This is a genomic window from Longispora sp. NPDC051575, assembly GCF_040681875.1.
GTDB lineage: Bacteria > Actinomycetota > Actinomycetes > Mycobacteriales > Micromonosporaceae > Longispora.
Map to the genome: position 1 here is coordinate 209409 of NZ_JBFAZP010000005.1, position 18873 is coordinate 228281.

Annotated in this window: 15 protein-coding genes; 6 read left to right on the forward strand and 9 right to left on the reverse strand. The window is 72.6% G+C overall.

Annotated features, from left to right (window positions below; genetic code table 11):
- Positions 1 to 60 precede the first annotated feature (60 nt).
- The 5 genes from AB0M43_RS15390 to eccE all read right to left on the reverse strand — a co-directional run bounded on the left by AB0M43_RS15390 (position 61) and on the right by eccE (position 6199).
- On the reverse strand, positions 61 to 2577 hold the full coding sequence (locus AB0M43_RS15390; RefSeq protein ID WP_363724959.1) for a caspase family protein: 2517 nt from the start codon (positions 2575 to 2577) through the stop codon (positions 61 to 63).
- Between the two features lie 3 nt (positions 2578 to 2580).
- Positions 2581 to 3006 (reverse strand): hypothetical protein, encoded by a 426-nt coding sequence (locus AB0M43_RS15395; protein WP_363724961.1) that lies wholly within the window; start codon positions 3004 to 3006, stop codon positions 2581 to 2583.
- A gap of 216 nt (positions 3007 to 3222) precedes the next feature.
- Positions 3223 to 3957, reverse strand: a complete 735-nt coding sequence (locus tag AB0M43_RS15400; protein WP_363724963.1) for a peptidase E — start codon at positions 3955 to 3957, stop codon at positions 3223 to 3225.
- Positions 3958 to 4103: 146 nt separating this feature from the next.
- The gene (locus AB0M43_RS15405) at positions 4104 to 4781 is read right to left on the reverse strand and encodes a hypothetical protein (protein ID WP_363724965.1); all 678 of its coding nucleotides are present in this window, start codon (positions 4779 to 4781) and stop codon (positions 4104 to 4106) included.
- The gene (gene eccE, locus AB0M43_RS15410) at positions 4778 to 6199 is read right to left on the reverse strand and encodes a type VII secretion protein EccE (protein ID WP_363724967.1); all 1422 of its coding nucleotides are present in this window, start codon (positions 6197 to 6199) and stop codon (positions 4778 to 4780) included. Before eccE ends, AB0M43_RS15405 begins: the two co-directional genes overlap by 4 nt.
- A gap of 65 nt (positions 6200 to 6264) precedes the next feature.
- Between eccE and eccB the strand changes: the two genes are divergently transcribed.
- From eccB to AB0M43_RS15425, 3 genes are all read left to right on the forward strand, one after another.
- On the forward strand, positions 6265 to 7665 hold the full coding sequence (gene eccB, locus AB0M43_RS15415) for a type VII secretion protein EccB (protein WP_363724969.1): 1401 nt from the start codon (positions 6265 to 6267) through the stop codon (positions 7663 to 7665).
- A 68-nt stretch (positions 7666 to 7733) separates the two neighbouring features.
- Positions 7734 to 8051, forward strand: coding sequence for a WXG100 family type VII secretion target (locus AB0M43_RS15420; RefSeq protein ID WP_363724971.1), 318 nt, complete (start codon positions 7734 to 7736; stop codon positions 8049 to 8051).
- 13 nt (positions 8052 to 8064) lie between these two features.
- Positions 8065 to 8358, forward strand: coding sequence for a WXG100 family type VII secretion target (locus tag AB0M43_RS15425; RefSeq protein ID WP_363724973.1), 294 nt, complete (start codon positions 8065 to 8067; stop codon positions 8356 to 8358).
- A 129-nt stretch (positions 8359 to 8487) separates the two neighbouring features.
- Here AB0M43_RS15425 and mycP read toward each other — a convergent pair whose 3' ends face one another.
- A complete protein-coding gene (gene mycP, locus AB0M43_RS15430; protein ID WP_363724975.1) occupies positions 8488 to 9534 on the reverse strand; it encodes a type VII secretion-associated serine protease mycosin in 1047 nt (348 codons plus the stop codon).
- Positions 9535 to 9693: 159 nt separating this feature from the next.
- Between mycP and AB0M43_RS15435 the strand changes: the two genes are divergently transcribed.
- The 3 genes from AB0M43_RS15435 to AB0M43_RS15445 all read left to right on the forward strand — a co-directional run bounded on the left by AB0M43_RS15435 (position 9694) and on the right by AB0M43_RS15445 (position 14230).
- The gene (locus AB0M43_RS15435) at positions 9694 to 10554 is read left to right on the forward strand and encodes an SseB family protein (RefSeq protein ID WP_363724977.1); all 861 of its coding nucleotides are present in this window, start codon (positions 9694 to 9696) and stop codon (positions 10552 to 10554) included.
- Positions 10551 to 10874, forward strand: a complete 324-nt coding sequence (locus AB0M43_RS15440) for a hypothetical protein (protein WP_363724979.1) — start codon at positions 10551 to 10553, stop codon at positions 10872 to 10874. The genes AB0M43_RS15435 and AB0M43_RS15440 overlap by 4 nt, the downstream gene beginning before the upstream one ends.
- A 170-nt stretch (positions 10875 to 11044) precedes the next feature.
- Entirely contained in the window at positions 11045 to 14230 is a 3186-nt protein-coding gene (locus AB0M43_RS15445; protein WP_363724981.1) for a BTAD domain-containing putative transcriptional regulator, read from the forward strand.
- Here the strand turns inward: AB0M43_RS15445 and AB0M43_RS15450 are convergent.
- From AB0M43_RS15450 to AB0M43_RS15460, 3 genes are all read right to left on the reverse strand, one after another.
- Positions 14205 to 15131, reverse strand: a complete 927-nt coding sequence (locus tag AB0M43_RS15450; protein WP_363724983.1) for an alpha/beta hydrolase — start codon at positions 15129 to 15131, stop codon at positions 14205 to 14207. The two genes, AB0M43_RS15445 and AB0M43_RS15450, sit on opposite strands and share 26 nt — an antisense overlap.
- A gap of 22 nt (positions 15132 to 15153) precedes the next feature.
- Positions 15154 to 16404, reverse strand: a complete 1251-nt coding sequence (gene nhaA / locus AB0M43_RS15455) for a Na+/H+ antiporter NhaA (protein ID WP_363724985.1) — start codon at positions 16402 to 16404, stop codon at positions 15154 to 15156.
- Positions 16405 to 16479: 75 nt separating this feature from the next.
- Positions 16480 to 18768 (reverse strand): immune inhibitor A domain-containing protein, encoded by a 2289-nt coding sequence (locus AB0M43_RS15460; protein WP_363724987.1) that lies wholly within the window; start codon positions 18766 to 18768, stop codon positions 16480 to 16482.
- Between the last annotated feature and the right edge of the window lie 105 nt (positions 18769 to 18873).

Genomic DNA, 18873 nt, shown 5'->3' on the forward strand with positions numbered 1-18873 from the left:
CCTTCCTTGCGGCCCGGCGCGGAGAGGGCCGCGCTCCCGGTGGTACCCGGATGAAGGTCTTCAGGGGTTGATCCTGGACAGCGGGGCGCCCGCCCACAGTCGGACCGAGCCTGTCGTGCTGCCGCTGGCCAGGAGATGTCCCTCAGGATGGAACGTCAGGGAGAAGACCGGGCCGGAGTGGCCCGTGAGCGGATCGCCGACCAGCAGGCCCGTGTGCGGGTTCCAGAGACGCACGGTGCAGTCATCGGCCGAGGTTGCCATCAGCTGCCCGCCGGGGTGGAAATCTATCGAGTGCACGGTGCCCGCGTGGCCGGTGAGTGGCGGACCGGCCAGCTTCCGCGTATGGAGATCCCACAGCCGCACCGTCGCGTCCTCGCCCGCCGTCGCCAGGAGCCGACCGCTCGGGTGGAACGCGACCGCGCCCACCGGACCGCTGTGGGCGACGAGGGGCGCACCGACCCGCAGGCCGGTGAACGGGTTCCACAACATGACCTGGCCGTCCCGGCCGCCGGTGGCCAGCAGTTTCCCGTCGGGGTGGAACGCGAGGGCATCCACGGACTGGCCGTGTCCGGTGAGTGTGCGGCCGACGGTGCCGCCTGTCTCCGCGTCCCACAGCCGGACGGAACGGTCGAAGCTCGCGGAGGCCAGCAGGCGGCCCCCCGGATGGAACGCCAACGCGTTCACGGCCCCGTCGTGGCCGGACAGGGGATCGCCGACCAGCCTGCCGTTGTTCGCGTTCCACAGGCGCACCTTGAAGTCCTTGCCACCCGTGGCGAGCAGGTCCCCGCCCGGATGGAACGCGACCGCGTAGACAGGGACATCGTGGCCGATTCGGCCGACAGGTGCCCCGCCGTCGGAGTTCCACAGCCGGACGTCGCCGTCCTCGCTGGCGGTGGCGAGGAGGCCGTTGCGGGGGTGGAAGGCGACGGAGAAGACGACCTTGTCGTGGCCGTTCAGGACCGCCACCGTGTCCACCTCGCCCACGGTGCGGGCACGGTTTGGTGCGGACGGCCATGCTGGGGCCTTTCCGCGCGCCCGCCGTGCGGTGGTTGTCGGGGCGGTGGGCGCGGGGGTGGTGCGGCGCTTCTCGGCGGCCCCGGTCGCGGCCAGCGCCGCGTCGCGGCGGGACTCGGCGTCCCGGGCCTCGGCCAGGACCGTATCCCGGAGCGCCTCGGCGGCCTGTGCCTCGGCGAGCGCGGTGTCCCGCAGGGCCTCGGCGCCCTGTGCCTCGGCACGGACCGTGTCCCGGCGCTGCTCGGTTTCGGCGAGTTCGCGGCGGCCCCGCTCGACCTCGGCCCGCACCCTGTCACGCAGGGTTTCGACGTCCTGGCGGGTGGTCTCCAGGAACGCCTTCGCGCTGGCGGACGCGTCGGCGAGGACGGCGTCCACCTGGGTTTTCGCCCGGGCGAGGATGTCCTGCGCCTCGGCCTCGGCGCGGCGCACGATCTCGGCCGCCCGGGCGCGGTCGGCGGCGGGGCTACCGGACGCAGCCATGAGATAGCCTCCGCCGGCCATGACCGATTGGCCTGCGGCCGGTGTGGCCGACGCCTGGTTCCGGGGAATGACCTGCGCCTGGCCCTGGCCCTGCTTCTGTGCCTGGGCCTGCGTCTGGCCCTGCGCCTGCGTCTGGCCCTGGCCCGGCGGATTGGGCAGTCGGCTCGCCGCCGCCGTCGACACCTTGCGGCTGTCGTCGTCTGCCAGGCGGCGCAGTTCCGTCAGGACCCGGGCGCGGACCACCTCGTTGCCGGTACTGCTCAGGCGGTCCAGCCAGTTCAGCGCGTCGAACCGGGCCGACGCGAGCGGACTGGAGATCGCGTTGACCAGGTGGTCGGGGAGTCGCCAGTGGACATTGCGGGCCAGTACCGTGCGGCCCTCCATGTCGTCCTTCTTCTTCGGGCGCTGGTGCGGGGTCTCGTCCACCACCCGGTCGTACACGTAGTCGTACAGCTCGCCGAGGGTGATGTCCCCGTCGCCGTCCAGGTCCGCGCCGCCGTCCCGGATGCCGGTCACCATGTGCCCGGTGAACACCGACGGGGCGGCGTCGCCGTGCACCTTGTCGCCCTCGAAGGAGTACTGCATCGCGTCCGACGCGGTCAGCACCGTCAGGCCCCGGCCCCGGAACCGGTCCATCGTGTGCACCCCGGCATCCGACTTCGTCAGGTCCACCCGGTACGCCCCGCTGTAGCAGCAGTCGAGGATCAGCACCTTCTGCCGGGACGGGCACCGCGACAGGACCCGGCCGATCCGCTCCGTGGACAGGCCGGTGAAGTCCAGGTTGTCGCGGTGGGTGTCGGCCATCGCCAGGTACAGCTGGCCGTCGTCGTCCTTGAGGCCGTGGCCCGTGTAGTACAACAGGGTCAGGTCGTCGCCGAGCCGGTCGCGGTACAGGTCCGAGATCGCCCGGCCCACCGTGTGGTGCGACTCGTTGATCAGGGTCGTGACCTCGAAGCCGGCGATCTCCGGGTCACCGAGCACCGCCGCGAGCGCCTCCGCGTCGTGCGGCGGGGAGACGAGTTTGCGCAGCCCCGCGTCCTCGTACTCGTAGGTGGCGATCAGCAGCGCCAGGCGTCGCCCCATCCGCTAGCCGGCGGAGTGCCGGCGCACGAACGCGTCGACCAGCGTCTGCTGCTGATCCGTCGTCGCCCGGTCCAACTCGATCGTGTCGCCGTCGATCGTCACCGCGATCCGGTGCCGCCGGGACTGCCGGCCCAGCCAGTCCTGCACGATCCCGAGGCACGCCGGGAGCAGGCCGCCGGCCCCGCTCAACGCGACCACCACCGCGCCCACGGTCACCGGGTCGGCGCCCTTGGCACCCTCGGGCGACTCGCCGAGGGGCTGGGGCGCGAACTCGACGTCGAGGGTGCGCAGGTCGGCGCGCAGGCCACGGGTCAGCCGGTCGGTCGCCTCGTCGTCCCGGTCGGGGTCCGGCACGAAACTCAGGTGCAGTGCTCCGCTCAGCACCGCGGCGTCGGCGCTGCTCCGGGCCTGGTCGTCACCGTTGCTCATCTACTGTCCGCCCGTCGTCTTCGGCCCACCCAGCCGGATGGTTCCATCGTTCCCGTGCCCTGTCGGGGAAGACAAGCGCCGCCAACTGTCCGTCAGCCGACTCTTCCCCCACCCCGTCAGCCGGCCGCGCACCGGGCCCCGCCGGCATCAACAGCCCGCGACCGCCGCCCGGACCGTGTGATCTCAGCCCGGACCACGCGACCGACCATCCGCCCGTCAGCCGATCGGTCGCGCGTGCAACGAGATCTCCGTCGCGGCACCCGTCGCCGGATCCACCTCCACCCGGTACGCGTCCGCGTCGGGCAGCGCCGACACCGCCTCGACCAGCTCCGTGCCCACGTAGTGCAACCCGGCCCCGTCGTCGGTCGCGTACCCCGCCGACAGCCCGCCCGAGCCCACCAGCTCCAGGTAGCGCTCCTGGCGCGGCTGCACATCGAGATCGTGGTGCACCCCGTTGCTGTACGGCAGGAACGCGAGCCCGTTGGTCACCGGGTCGAGCTGGTCGGAGAACGAGTCCGTCGTACCCCCCTCGTGCCAGCAGATGCTCCCGGCGCTCCCGCCGCCGAGCACCACGCCGGCCTCCCAGCACTCGCGGAGGATCTCGCCGAGCCCGTGCGCCCGCCACACGGCCAACAGGTTGACCACGCTGCCGCCGCCCACCCAGATCAGGTCGCGGGACAGCAGGAACGACCGGATGTCGGCGTGGTTGGGCTGGGCGAACAGTTGCAGGTGGCTGGCCTCGGCGTGCTCGGCACCGGCCAGCGCCGCGTACAGGCTGTCGATCGCGGTCTGGCTGTCGCCGACCGCCGTGGGCACGAAGCAGACCTTCGCGCGGGGTACGCCGGTCAGCGAGATCGCGTGCTCCAGCAGGGCGCTGCGTTTCCGGGGCGGGGCGTCCGCCGGGGGCTTGAGGATCGGGGAGACGGCGAAGATCTGGGGCGGCCGAGGCATATCCGATCTTCTCACCCTTCGGGGACATCCCGCTGCCCCGGGCTCGCGGCGCCCCGCACCGGCAACCGTGCTACACAGTGGAAACCCCGGAAGGACGGCTTGCGGCGGGTACCCACATGATCGTGCCCTTCGGCGCGTGAGGCCGGTCAGAACCTGTTCGGCGGGCCGATGACCTGCTGCTCGATCGGGGTCGTGCCGAGCAGCGCCCAGCGCACGGCCCCCTGGCTGACCACGGTCACCATGTCGGCCCGGATCCGGTGCAGCCAGTCCTGCACATCGGACAGGCCCAGCGCCGAGGACGCGAGCGCCGCCTCGATCTCGGTCAGCGGCTGGAGGATCACGAGGTGCGCCCGGACCAGGGTGTCGATGTCCCACGCGGTCAGCTCCTCGCGGATCGCGAGGGTGGTGCGCCAGTTGGCCGCCGAGGACTCCGACAGCTCGCCGACGCCGGCCCCGACGTCGAGGATGAGCAGCTGGGGCCGGGTCGGGCTCGCGGGCGGCATCGCGCTGCCGGGGGTCGCGTAGACCACGGCGTCGCCCGGCGCGCCCACGCCGTGCGTGAACGGCTGCCACGCGGCCGGGCGGGCGCTCTGGATGATGAGCTGCGCGCCGAGGGCCAGGGCCCGGAAGGCGACGAGCTGGGCACAGCGCAGGCCGCCGACCAGCACGCCCCGGGTCGGCTCGGGGCGGAAGATCCGGGCGATGACGGGCTGGCGCTGCCGGTTGGTGCCGAGCATCAGGCCCGCGCCGCCCGCGTGCAGCTCCAGGGCGTCGAGGGAGGTGGCGCTGGCCAGTTGCGGGCCGAGCGTGCTGAACAGGGTCACTGCAGGAAGCCTCCGAGCGGGAGGGTGGCGGCGAGGCCGGCGGCCTGTTCACCGCCGAGCCGGTCGACGGTGGCGCCGATGGCGCGCAGGTTCGCGGCGAGGGCGGTCGAGCCGGCGTCGAGGAGCGCGGTGCTGGGGGCGGCCAGGCGCACGCCCAGCTCGACCGCGACCAGTTCCGCGTCGGACCCGGCGGGCAGGTCGGCCGGGCGGACGTCGACCCGGCGGGCCGCGAGCGACACCGTGGTGGCGAGCCCGGGGGAGGCGAGGGCGACGCTGAGCAGGCGGCTGCCGCCGTCGGTGCGCGGGTCGGCCCACCGGCGCAGCTTGATCGTGGTCTGGGCGGTCTCGCCGCTCCACCAGGCGTTCCAGGTCTCCTGGCCGATCGGGCCGGGGGAGGCGGCGCCGACGCTGGCGACCCCGACGGAGCCGACCGTGGCCGAGCCGCGCACGGGCGCGTTGGTCGCGGGCAGGTGGGCCAGCACGCCCACGGCGGTGAGCGCCTCGTCGCGGTCGAGCGCGCGGGCCAGCACGTCGTCCTGCCGGAGCCGGCGGACCAACCGGCGCGCGGCGCTGCCCAGGGCCTGGCGCAGGTCGGCGTCGGAGTGCGTCGCGCCCTCCCGGCCGAGCCGGATGGCCAGCCAGGCGCGCCGGACGGCCGGGATCCGGCCCTCGGTCAGTTGTCGGTATGAGTTGGCCACGGGGCTGTTGCCCACCGTCAGCGCGGGCGCGGGCGCGGCCTGGATCAGCAGTTGCAGGGTGAGCGGCGGCGCGTTCGGGTCGGTGGGCGGGAGCAGCGCGGCCGGCGAGGGCAGCTTCACGGGGCTCTCGGCGACCAGGCCGGCGTCGATCGGGCCGAGCTCCAGCAGCGCGGTCACCCCGGCGGCGTGCTCGATGATGCCGACGCCCTGCCCGTCGATCTCGACACTCGTGACCAGGGTGGCCGGGGACAGGTGCTCCAGGAGGGCGGCGCGCGGGTCCACGTAGGGCGCGGGCTGGGCTACCCGGTCCCGCAGCACGTAGCGCAGCCAGGTGCCCAGCCACCGGTACAACCAGCGGCGTTGGACCCGGACCACGGTGAGCAGCAGGGTCAGCACGGCGGCCGTGCCGGCGACGGCGATCAGGACGAGGTTGCGGGAGGCGACGGCGGCGAGCACGGCGGCGGCGGCGAGCTGCCAGGCCAGCAGGTGCACGGCGGGCACCCCGAAGATCATTCCGGGGGTACGCGGCGGGCGGGGCGCGACGGCCGCCGCACCGGGCGGGCCGGACGGCCGGGGACCGCCGTAGACGGTGGGCGCGCCCGAGATCGGACCGCGGCCAGGGGCGCCGTAGACCCCACCGGTGCTCGTCGGATAGCCCCCGGTGCTGGTCGGATAACCCGGCGGCGCCGACACGGACACGGATGCGCGGGCATGTGTCACTACGGCCTCCCCTCGTGTTTGTCCCATGCTATTCGAGGCGTGCCAACTGCCGATAGCCTGACGGGATGTCTGAGAGGCGCGACCAGTTGCAGTCGTACCAGTTTGTCCTGCAGCGTGTCGTGTCCGCCCTGGTCATGCGGGAGACTGATCCCGTTCGGTCCCCGTTTCGGCGGGCCGCCGGGGCGATGCTGGCGAGCCTGATGGTAGCCGTTATCGCACTTGCCGGGATCGGCCTTTTCGGACTGGTTTCGCCCGGTGGCAAGACCAGCTGGAAGACCGAGGGCGCGATCGTGATCGAGAAGGAGACCGGCGCGCGGTACGTCTACCTCGCCGGCCTCCTGCACCCCGTCGCCAACTACGCGTCCGCGCTGCTCCTGGCGAAGACGGCCGGCGCGAAACCGGTGTCCGTGGCCGCCGCGTCGATCAGTGGCGTGCCGCGCGGCAAGCCCCTCGGCATCCCCGGCGCGCCCGACACCCTGCCCGCCGGCAAGAACCTCCTGACCAGAGCCTGGACCCTGTGCTCCCGCCCGGTGAAGGACCAGACCGGAAACCCCACCCCGCAGTCCGTCCTGTACGTCGGCGCGGAGCTCCCCGCCGGCCGCCCGCTCGCCGACGGCGCCCTCTTCGTCCGCGGCTACCTGATCTGGCACGGCCACCGGTACGCCGTCCGCGACCCCCGGATCGTCCTCCCGGCCCTCGGCTTCAACGACGCCCCGGTCGAGGCCGCCCCCGCCTGGCTGAACGCGCTGCCGGCCGGCCAGGACCTCGCCCGGATCGCGGTGCCCGGCCGGGGCGGCGCGTCGAAGGCGGGCAACCTGAAGGTCGGGCAGGTCGCGGTGGTGGAGACCCAGGGCGGCGGGAAGCAGTACCACGTGGCGGTCGCCGACGGGCTCGCCGCGATCACCCAGGTGCAGGCCGACATCCTGCTCGGCGACCCGGAGACGCCGTTCGCGTCCGGGGGCGCGGTGCGGATCGCGCCCGCCGACTACGCCGTCACGCCCCGGGTCGCGCCGCTCACCCCCGACGCGGGGCCGGCCGCGCCGCCCGTGGAGACCCCGAAGCCGGTCCGGCCGGGGCTGGTCGACGGGGCGCTGTGCGCGGCGTACCGGGACGCGTCCGGGGTGCCGGAGCTGAGCGTGGACGTGACCGCGACCAAGGGCGAGGACGCGCCGGGTACGGGCGGCAAGTCCAAGGACGGCACCGTCCTCGCGGACCGGGTGGTCGTCGAACCCGGCCGGGGCGCGCTCGTGTCGGCCCTGTCCGCGCCGGGCGCCCCGAACGGCGGGCTGTCCCTGGTCACGGACCTGGGCGTCCGGTACGCCATCCCGAGCGCCGAGGTGCAGGGGATGCTCGGGTTCGGACCGGCGACCCCGGTGCGGCTGCCGGCGGGGCTGGTGGCGCTGCTGCCGGCCGGGCGGGCGTTGGATCCGGCCGCCGCGCTGACGCCTGTCGTCGGCACGGACTGACCTGTCCGGATTCCTTGACAGGGGTCGCTAAGTTCTTCGATGTATCAGTCCCGTGCGAGGGGAGTGTCATGGCGAAGACTGAGGCCGAGCTCCAGATCATGGAGAAGACGGCCCGTGAGTTCGAGACCGTCAACGGGGAGTTGCAGCAGATGCTGACCCGGTTGATGGACGAGCTCCAACCGCTCCGACAGAAGTGGCAGGGAGCGGGCGGCCACTCGTTCGAGCAGGTGAAGCGCGCGTTCCAGGACGACCAGATCGCCATCAACACGGCGCTGCGGGAGACCGCCGCCGCGATCCGCACCTCCGGCCAGAGCTACGCGACGACGGACGAGACGTCGGCGGCCGACCTCACCCGCTCGTACACGAGCAAGCAACTTCCGCTGTAGTAGAGGAGTGGCAGTGACGGACAACCAACTGGTCGTCGACTTCGCGGCGTTGCAGGCCGGCAGCGCGGACATCGCCGCCGCCGTCTCTAAGCTCACCGCGAGCCTGGACCTGCTCAACCAGCACGCCGCCCCCCTCGTCGCGACGTGGGACGGCGACGCGAAGGTGGCCTACGCGGCCCGCCAGCAGAAGTGGACCACGGCGGCCGACGACATCAAGACCATGCTGAACGCGATCAAGACGGCGGTGGACACCTCGGTGGGCGAGTACCTGCGCACCGAGAAGGCCAACACCGGCCTGTTCTCGTAACGGGCTGACCCGGCCGGGCGGTGGGGCGGCCGGGCTCCGGGGCTGTGGTGAGCCGGGTGGCGGGTTACGGGGAGCCCGGCGGTGTGGGTGCCGGGTGCGGCGGGCCCAGCGGGGCTCGACGAAACGCGGTCAGCGCCGGCCGGGGCGCCAGTTGCGTCGGCGGGCGCGGGGGAGCACGGCAGCGGCGGCGGCCAGCACGCCCGCCGCGAGGACACCGCCGGCGGCCAGCGCCACCCCGAGGCGTTCCCGGCGGTCCCGCTCGGGGTGGTCGGGCGGGTAGGACACCGGGGGCACGGCCGCGTCGGCGCGAGGGGTGCCGACGGCGGTCAGGTCCGTCACCGCGCGGTAGGGGGACACCACCCCGTAGCCGTACGCGTCGCTGCGCCGCCCGCCCGGGGCCGGGTCCGCGGTGGCGATCAGCCGCTGGGCGACCTGCGCGGCACTCAACCCGGGGTGGTACTGGCGCACCAGCGCCGCCGCCCCCGCCACGAACGGCGTCGCGAAGCTCGTCCCGTTCACCGTGGCCTGCCCGCTCTGCCGCGCCGCCACGGTCACGGCGACCCCGGGCGCGACCAGGTCGACGTACGGGCCGATCTGGGACTCCGGGTAGCGCTGGCCCGCGCTGTCCACGGCCCCGACGCCGAGCACCCCGTCGTACGCGGCCGGGTACGGCACCCGCTTGTCGCCGTTCTGCCGGTTGCCCACGGCGGCCACGAGCAGCACGTCCTTGCCGGCCGCGTAGTCCACGGCGGCGCGCAGCTCGGGACTGTCGTCCGTGGTCAGCGAGAGGTTGATCACCTTGGCGCCGTTGTCGGCCGCGTACCGGATGGCACTGATGAGCCCCGCGGCGCTGGACTTGCCCTGGGTCTCCCCGTTGACCAGCTCCTGCTCGCTGACCCGCAGCGGCAGCACCCGCGCGCCGGGCGCGAGCCCGCGGAAGCCGGTCCGGGGATCGCGCTGGGCGGCGATGACACTGGCCACCCCGGTGCCGTGCCCGACACAGTCGTCGGCGGCGTTGGCCCCGCCGTAGAGGTAGTCGCGGCCCGGGTCGACCCGGCCGGCGAGTTGCGGGGCGGTCGCGTCCACACCGGAGTCGATGACGGCGACCGTGACCCCGGCTCCGGTGGCCAGCGGCCAGACCCGTTCGGGGGCGAGCAGCCGTTGCGCCCAGGGCACGTCCGCAATGCTTTGCCCGGGTTGCGCGCATTGCTGCCCGGGAACGGCAAACGCGGGCGCTGGAAGCAGTAGTAACCAGGAAAGGGCGAGTTCGGCCGATACCAGCCGGGCCGAAAATCGCATGTGATGAGAGTAGCGGCGGGACGGTAAGTTGGTGGGGTGGTGACGCCGGCGAACGACCTCGAGGCCGCGCTGCTCGACGCCGCCGGAGGGGCCAGTACGGATGGCTTCCTGTCGGCGTTGCTGCTGGCCCGGGTGCTTCTGCCTGCCCCGAGCGGGCTCCGGTTCGACGTGCGTCCCACCGACCCCGACTTCCCCTGGGCGCCCGAGGTGGTCGACGGCGTCCCGCACCAGGCGGTCTACACGTCCGAGGAGCGGCTCGGCGACCGGCCGGCCGCGCGGGTCAAGTTCGCCCGGCTGATCGGCGCGTGGCCGAGTGCCGGCTGGTCCCTGGCGCTCAACCCGGGCACCCCCTACAGCGCGACCCTCCCGGGCGAGCAGGTCGTGCAGCTCGCCGGCTGGGCCGCCGAGGTCGGGCTGACCGGCGAGGGCGAGACCGGGGTGATGCCGGTGCCCACGCCGCCCGCGCCCGGCCCCACGATGCTGTGCAAGCCGCTGACCTCCCGCGAGGTCGCGTTCTACCTGGAGCGGGGCTACGACCGGGTCGCCGGCTTCGTCTACCGCGCGCCGGACATCGCCCACCTGGGCACCCTGGCGGGCCTGGAGGCCGCGCTGGGCAGGTCGTTCTCGGAGTTCCTGCTCACCTGGGCGGCGCACCGCGAGGACCTCTACCGCATCCCCTACGGCGGCCGCGACGAACCAGCGATGGCCGCCATCGAGGGCTGGGTCATCGAGCGGGCCCCGTTCCGGGGCAGCGGGTTCGCGCCGGGCGAGACGGGCGACGTGATCCCCGAGTTCAAGGTGGACAGTGTCCGCCTGCCGCACGGGGCGACGATCACCCGGATGAACGGCGAGCTGGTGGCGACCTTCGACGCCGACGTGGACGGGTGGCGCAGATGAGCCGCGACGGATACTTCGCCCGTTATCAGGGCGTTGAGTACAAGGCGAGCCCCGACGGCCCTTCCGTCCGGTTGTACACACCGGAGCTGTTGGTCGTCCCCGCCGCCGACGTCGAGCTGTACTACATCAGGACGATGTGCTCGTGGAAGGGCGAACAGTTCATCGTGGTCGGTGAACACGGCCAGTGGCTGCGCCTGGAGTACACGGGCGGCCGGGCGCCGGTGGCCGAGAAGCTCGGCCTGGAGGAGTTCGACTTCGGCGTCTACCAGGGCTGGGCGTCCCGGGCCGAGGTCATCGGCCTGCAGGAGCAGCGCATCTAGGGCGCGTCCGGCCCGCGGCCGACCGGACCCGGACAAGGATTTAGGGCGGAGCGCCCGACCCCCGTCTGACCCGGCGTTCCGCCCTACTGGATACAGCTTGCTGTACACCGCTTGCCGGAAGCTTGCCGTTCGCTTGCCGCCACGATCCGCCCGCCCGTTAGGGTCATGTAATGGAGTTTCGTGTTCTGGGTTCCGTCCAGGCTCTCGTAGCCGGGCAACCTGTTGAGCTGGGACAACGCCTGGAGCGTTGCCTGCTCGGACTCCTGCTGCTCGAACTGGGCAATCCCGTGTCCACCGATCGGCTGATCGACCTGCTCTGGGACGGCGACAAGCCCAGCCGTCCGCGCAGCGCCCTGCAGGTGCACGTGTCCCGGCTGCGCAAGCGGCTCGCGGAGGCCGACGCGGAACGGTACGGCTTCCGGCTCGTCACCCGGGGCTCGGCGTACGTGCTGGAGGGCGACCCCGAACTGGTGGACGTGCACCGCTTCCGGGGCGAGTACCAGCGGGCCAAGGAGTCGGCGGACCCGGCGACCCGGGCGAAGCTCCTCGGCGCGGCCCTCGCGCTGTGGCGGGGCCCGGCGCTCGGCGAGGAGGCCCCCGAGCGCACCCGGTCCCGGGTCGGTGCGGGGCTGGACGAACTGCTGCTGGCGGCCACGGACCTGCGGATCGAGGCGGAGCTCGCCCAGGGCCGGCACGCCGAGGTCCTCACCGAACTGGCGGAGCTGACCGGGCGGTACCCGCTCCGGGAACGCCTCGCGGAGCTGCAGATCCTCGCCCTGTACCGGGCGGGCCGACGCAGCGACGCCCTCGACGTGTGCCAGCGGATCCGCACCGCGCTCAGCGACGAGCTGGGGCTGGATCCAGGCCCGGAGCTGCAACGACTCCAGACGGCCGTGCTGCGCGGCGACCCGGCGCTGGACCTGCCGGTCCCCGGCCCCGCGGCCTCGGAGACCGGTCCGGCCGAGCTGCCGCCCGACATCGTGGACTTCACCGGGCGCAGCGCGCAGCTCGGACAGCTCGACCTGCTGCTCGGCCACAGCGGGGCCGTGGTGATCAGCACGATCGCCGGCATCGGCGGGGTGGGCAAGACCGCCCTCGCCGTGTACTGGGCCCGCCGCGCCCGGGACCGCTTCCCCGACGGCCAGCTCTACATCAACCTGCACGGCTACTCGTCCACCCCGCCGGTCCGGCCGCTGGACGCGCTCGCCCGGTTCCTGCGCATCCTCGGCGTGTCCGGCGAACGGATCCCCGTCGACCTGGACGAGGCGACCGGCATGTACCGGACCCTGCTCGCCGACCGCAAGGTGCTCGTCGTCCTCGACAACGCCAGCCACCCCGACCAGGTCCGCCCGCTGCTGCCGTCCAGCCCGGGCAGCCTCGCCCTGATCACCAGCCGCGACCGGCTGTCCGGTCTGATCGCCCGGGACGGGGCGCGCCGCCTCGACCTGGACATCCTCACCCCGAACGAGGCGTTCGCGCTGCTCACCCGGGTCGTGGGCCACGCCCGGACGACCGCGGAGCCGGAGGCCACCGCCGAGCTGGCCCGACTGTGCGGGCACCTGCCCCTGGCGCTGCGGATCGCCGCGGCCCACCTGACCGACCACCCGGACCAGGACATCACCCGCTACGTCGCCGAACTCGGCGCGGGGGACCGGCTCACGGCACTGGAGATCCAGGGCGACGACCAGGCCTCGGTACGGATCGCCTTCGACCTGTCCTACGCGAGGCTCCCGGCCGATACCGCCCGGCTCTTCCGCCTGCTCGGTCTTGTCCCGGGCGACGACTTCACGGCCCCGGCGGCCGCGGCGCTGCTGGGCGTCCCGGTGGCCGGGGTCGGCTCCCTACTGGACCGGCTCGTGGCCGCGCACCTGGTCGAGACGGACGGCGCGCAGCGGTACTCGGTGCACGACCTGTTGCGGATCTACGCGCACGAACGGCTCGTGGCCCAGGCGCCGAGCGAGTCCACGGCGGCGGTCGGCCGGTTGTTCGACTGGTACCTGCACAGCACGCTCGCCGCGAGTGCCGCCTTCAACCCGGAGGGGCGTCGCCTGCCCGCCCCGCCCGCGCTGGCCGACACGGTCCCCGCCACGTTCGACAGCGGGCCCGACGCGGTGACCTGGTTGGACGCCGAACGGCTCAGTCTGTGCGCGTTGATCGAGCAGGCGGCCGGCCACGGGGCGCCCGAGGTCGCGTGGCTGCTCACCGACGCCACCCGCAGCTACTTCTACCGCCGGGGCTACCCCGTCGAATGGCTGTCCTCGGCCGCCACGGCGTTGCGGACGGCGGACGCGGCGGGCAGCGGGCCGGGAAGAGTGGCGGCGCTACTCAGCCTCGGGATGGCCCGGGCCGTCACCAACGACTTCGACAACGGGGTCCGCGACCTGCGCGAGGCCGTCGACCTGGCCCGGGAGCACTGGCCCGAAGGGGTGAGCGCGATCCTCAACAACCTCGGCATCACGTACCGCAGGATGGGCCGGCCCGATCTCGCCGCGGACTGCTACAGCGACGCGTGGGAACGGTCGCGCGCCACCGGGCAGCTGGACGTCTTCAGCCTGGGCAACCTGGGCAACACGTCGATGCAGCTCGGCAGGCTCGCCGCTGCCCGCGAGCAGTTCGCCGCCGCGCTGGACGCGCTGGCCGACGCTCCGGACCTCCAGGGCACGGCGCTGAACAGCCTGGGCATGGCCGAACACTCCCTCGGTCGGTACGCCGACGCGGAGCAGCACATCCGGGCCGCCCTGGACCTGGACCGCCGGATCGGCAACCGGCACGGCGAGATCGCGGTGCTGTGCAGCCTGGCCGAGCTGCTGAGCGACATGGGTCGGCACGCCGAGGCGTTCGACCTCGCGCGGACGGCGGTGCAGGCCGCCCGCGGCATGGGGAGCCGGGTCGGCGAGTGCCACGGACTGGCCGTCATCGGCGGACTGCACCTGGCGACCGGCGAACTGGCGGAGGCCGAGGCCGGTCTCCGGGAGGCGCTGGGCTACGCGGAGGACGCGAACTACCTTCTCGGCGAGACCGAGGTGCGGGTCAGGCTCGCCGCGGCGACGACGGCCGATGAGGCGGTCACGCACGCCCGGCGCGCGTTGGCGGTCAGCCGCGAGATGGGGTACCGGATGCACGAGGGCCAGGCGCTGACGGCGTTGGCCGACGCGCTCGGGCGGGCCGGCCAGTCGGCGGAGGCGGAGCAGTTGGCGCGCGAAGCCCTGGTGGTGCACCGTGAGACGGGCTACCGGCTCGGTGAGGCCCGCGCGTTGGCCGTGCTCGCCGGGATCACCGGGGATCGGGAGCCGCGGGCCGCGGCGGACCGGATCCGGGCCGAGATCGGCTCTACTCCTGCTTCGCCCAGCGGATGATCTCCCCGGTGATCAGCTCGGGGACCTCCATCTGCGGGTAGTGCCCGACGCCTTCGAGCTGGCGCCACTCGTACGGCGCGATGACGTAGCGGCCCGAGCCCTGGGCGGTGCGGGGCAGCACGCACGCGTCGTACTCGCCGTGCAGCTGGAGGGTCGGGGTCACGATCGGCTGCTTGAGCAGGCTCACGAACCGGTAGCCGGACAGCCGCAGGACGCTGCGCATCGCCCACCGGTACGCCTCCAGGGCGCAGAACGCGGCCTGCGGGATCTGCATCGCGGCCCGGCAGATCGCCGCGTACTCCTCGAAGTCGGCGGTGCGCACCCAGTCCAGCCCGGCCCACCGGTGCAGGTAGGAGCCGACGAGCGCGGCGTTGTCCCGGGTGATCACGTGCTCGTACCGGGGCCGCTGGAACCGGATCAGGTCCGTACTCGCGGCGAGCTGGCCCCGGGGGTCGGCCACCAGCGCGCTGCGCATCCGCAACGGGTGCGCGGCGCCCAGGATCACCAGCCGGCGGATCAGCTTCGGGTGGAACGTGGCGGCCGTCCAGGCGAGCATCCCGCCCATGTCGTGGCCCACCAGGGTCGCCGAGCGCTCGCCCAGGGCCCGGATCAGGCCGGCGACGTCCCCGGCGAGGGTGTAGCCGTCGTAGCCGCGCGGGGGCTTGTCGGAGGCCCCGTAGCCCCGGACGTCGACGGCCACGGCCCGGTAGCCCGCCTCGGCGAGACCGACGAGCTGGTGCCGCCACGTGTACCAGAACTCGGGGAAGCCGTGCAGCAGGAGCACCAGCGGGCCCTCCCCGGCCTCCACGACGTGGAACCGGATGCCGTTGGCGCTGACGAACCGGTGGGTCCACGGCCCGTCCAACAGGACGGTGGACTCGTCGGTGGCCACTGGGTTCATGTCGTCAAGAATAGGCTCACGTTCACGCGGCGGACACGAAGCGCTTGGTCCGCAGCCTCAGGAGCAGCGCGGCGACGGTCGCGGACACCAGGGAACCGAGCAGAACGGCCGCTTTCATCCGTTCCGCCTGCGGGTCGCCGACGAAGGCCAGCTCGGCGATGAGCAGGCTCACGGTGAAGCCGCAGCCGGCGAGTACCGCCACGGCCGACAGGTCCCACCAGCTCAGTTCCTCGGGGAGTTTCGCCAGTCTGAGGCGCACGGCGAGGGCCGCCCCGCCGAGTACCCCGATCGTCTTGCCGAGCACGAGGCCGGCCACGACCGCCCAGGCGACCCGGTCCCCGACGAAGGCGCGGATCGCCGACCCGTCGAGGGCCACGCCCGCCGCGAAGAACGCGAAGACGGGTACGCAGAAGCCGGCGCTGAACGGCTGGAGTTTGTGCTCCAGGCTCTCGGCCGGCGTGTGCGCCTCGCCCTTGTCGGGCTTGACCCGGGTGAGCAGGCCGACGGCCACGCCCGCGATGGTCGCGTGCACACCGCTGGCGTGGATGAAGGCCCAGGCGGCCACGCCGAGCGCCACGTACAGGTAGACGCCCTTGAACCGGAGCTGCTGGAGCGTGCCGTAGACGGCGAGGACGGCGACCCCGGCGAGCAGCCAGACCCAGGACAGCGACGCGGTGTAGACCACGGCGATGATCAGGATCGCGCCGAGGTCGTCGACGACGGCCAGGGACAGCAGGAACACCCGCAGGCTCGCGGGCAGGCGCGACGCGGTGACCGCCAGCACTGCGAGGGCGAACGCGATGTCCGTGGCGACCGGGATCGCCCACGCGTCCGTCGCGCCGTCCGCGCCCCAGCCGATGGCCAGCGCGACCGCCGCGGGGGTGAGCATGCCGCCGAGCGCGGCGAACACCGGGAACAGCGCCCGGCGGGGTTCGCGCAGCTCGCCGACGACCAGTTCGCGTTTGAGCTCCAGGCCGGCGACGACGAAGAACAGGGTCAGCAGCCCGTCCTTCGCCCAGGACTCCAGGGGCAGTTTGAGGTGGAACAGGTCCAGCCCGAACTGGGCCTCGCGGAGCCGTTCGTAGAAGTCGGCGAGCGGGGAGTTGGCCATCACGAGCGCGAGGACGGTGGCGCCGAGGAGCAGCATGCCGCCGATGGTCTCGACCCTCAGGTACCGCACGACGGTGCCGGCGGCGCTCCGGGCCCGTTTGTGCAGCCTGCGCCGGGCGCGTTTGACTTTCGGGTTGCGGGTCTCACGCGCTGGTCGGGACATCCCATGATCTTATCGGCCACGAAAAAGCGGGCGTTCCGGAATTAACCGGAACGCCCGCTTTCGGGTGCTACCTACTTACTTGCGCGTGATCTTGATGATCGCGGGAACCAGCGAGCCGTTGCCGTCGAGCAGGATCTCGATCCGGACCCCGGTACCGGAGACCTTGGTCGAGTTCCAGCCGTTCTGCGGGCTGGTCGCGTCGCCGGCGATCCAGTACTTGTCGACGTTGGTGTCGTCGAAGACCGCGATGCCCGGACGGGCCGGCAGCGTGATCGCCGAACCGTTCTTGTGGAACGTCACCGCCGGGATGCCCTTACGGCTGAACGAGCCGTCGAAGGCGCCCTTGCTGTTCTGCAGCGGCGTCTGGCCGGGAGGCGTGATCAGACCCGGACGGGCGTCCACCGGGAGCGCCTGGCCGTAGCCGGGGTGCGCCGTGGTGTTGTTGTCGCCGTACGCGCCGTTGATGTACCAGACCACGATGCCCGGGTTGAAGGCGTAGCGCTCGACCCAGTCGGCCTTGGTGTTGCGGAAGCCGAAGTTGTACGGGCCGGTCTTCAGCGTGGAGTCGTAGCCGACGTACTGCCGGTTCTCCACCAGGTAGAAGTGCTCACGCTCGTAGCGCAGCGTGCCGTCGAACCGGGTGAAGCCCTTCGAGGTCCAACCGCCGTTGTCGGTCTCGGCGTCGTCGCTGAACGCGACCGCGCCGTTCTTGACGATGGAGATGTTGTCGAGGAACAGGCCCTCGTAGTGCAAGCCACCGTCGGTGTAGTTGAAGAACTGGAACAGGATCTTCTTGCCCACGTACGGGGTCAGGTCGTAGGTCAGGTCGACCCAGCCGGCGCTGGCGCCCTCGCGCTTACCGAGGCCGATCCAGGTCGCGCCGTTGTCCGTGGAGACCTGGCCCTCGACGAAGTCGTAGCCCTTCTCGGTCGCGTAGTGCGCCTTGGCCGTCACGGACGCCGTGGTCGTCCCGGTCAGGTCGATCTCGCGACGCAGCGACGCCTGGATGTTGTCGGCGTCACCCGAGAAGTACTCACCCGTGCCGGCGAACGGCTTGGTGTACTCCTTGGTCAGCTTCTGGACCGGCAGCTTGACCATGGTGGCCTGCTTGAGACCCAGCACGCTGCCGCCGGCCGCGGCGCCGAGCACGCTGACCGCGTTCTTGTCGTTCGCCTCGACCACGTCGTAGTCGAGCCAGCCGAGGAACAGCTTCTCGTTCGGGCCCATGTAGCCCGGACGGCTGCCGATGTCGTTCTTGCCGGCGTTCAGCCACGAACCAGCGGACATCAAGGTCCAGAAGCTGGTGCCGTTGTCCCCGCCCTGGGTGTCGTAGTAGTCCGGCAGGCCGATGTCGTGGCCGTACTCGTGCGCGAACACGCCGAGGCCACCGTTCTCCGGCTCCGTGGTGTAGCGGCTGACCCAGATGCCGGTGTCGCCGATCGCGACGCCACCCTGCTTGTTGCCGGCCGGACCGGTCTTGCCGGCGTCGGCGCCGAACGCGGACCAGCTGTGCGACCACACGAGGTCGTCGCCGCCGCCGGCCTCTTCGCCCTCGCCCGAGTGGATGATCTGGACGTGGTCCAGGTAGCCGTCGGGCTCGTCGAAGTTGCCGTCGCCGTCGAAGTCGTCACGGTCCCACACGTCGAACTTCGCCATGTGCGCCTTGATCTGGGCGTCAGTGCGGCCAGCGGCCTTCTGCTGCAGAACCCAGGCCTCGACGGTGTCCTTGACGAGGGCGCCGTACCGCTTGGCCTCGTTGTCCAGGTCCGTGGGGTCGTTCTTGCCGTACCGGGTCGTGTTCGCCGGCAGCTTCACCCACGGGGTGACCTCGCCGTCGACCGTGTACCGGCCGGAGGACTGCCGGAGGTAGAAGTCGCTCATCGAGTCGCCGGACTTGGCGAACAGGAGCTTCTGGAAGTACTCCTGGGTGAAGTTCGGCTGCCAGATCGTCGAGTTGTCCTTGGTGCGGTCCGGCTGCGGGATCGCGTTGTGCGCCGGGCCGGGGGTGCCGCCGTCGGGCGTGGCGTCGCCGTACTCGGCGAGCAGGGTGAAGATCTGCGCCGTCTTCGGCGTTCCCCACTGGACCCACTTGCCGTTCGGGAGCTGGACGCCGCGGGACTCGCCGCGCTGCTTGAGCTTCGACGGGTCGCTGACGATCAGGTTCAGCGCCTGCTGCTTCTCGGCACGCTCCTGGGCCATCTTCGGCGTCATCAGCTCGTGGGCACGGTGCTGGTGAGCCTCTTCGGCCGCCGGCGGCTGGGCGGCGGGGCCACCGGGGCTCGCCTGTACCGCCGCGCTCGCCATGCCCGCGGCCAGCAGGCCGGACGCGACCCCGGCCACGAGAACTCTTGTGCGTCGTCGCACGGTTCCTCCCCTTCAGTCTGGGACCCCGCCGGCCGGATGCATGAGGGATCTCACATCGGACGGCTCGGGTAGTCCAGACACTGGCAGAAGACGCCTGAAGGGCGG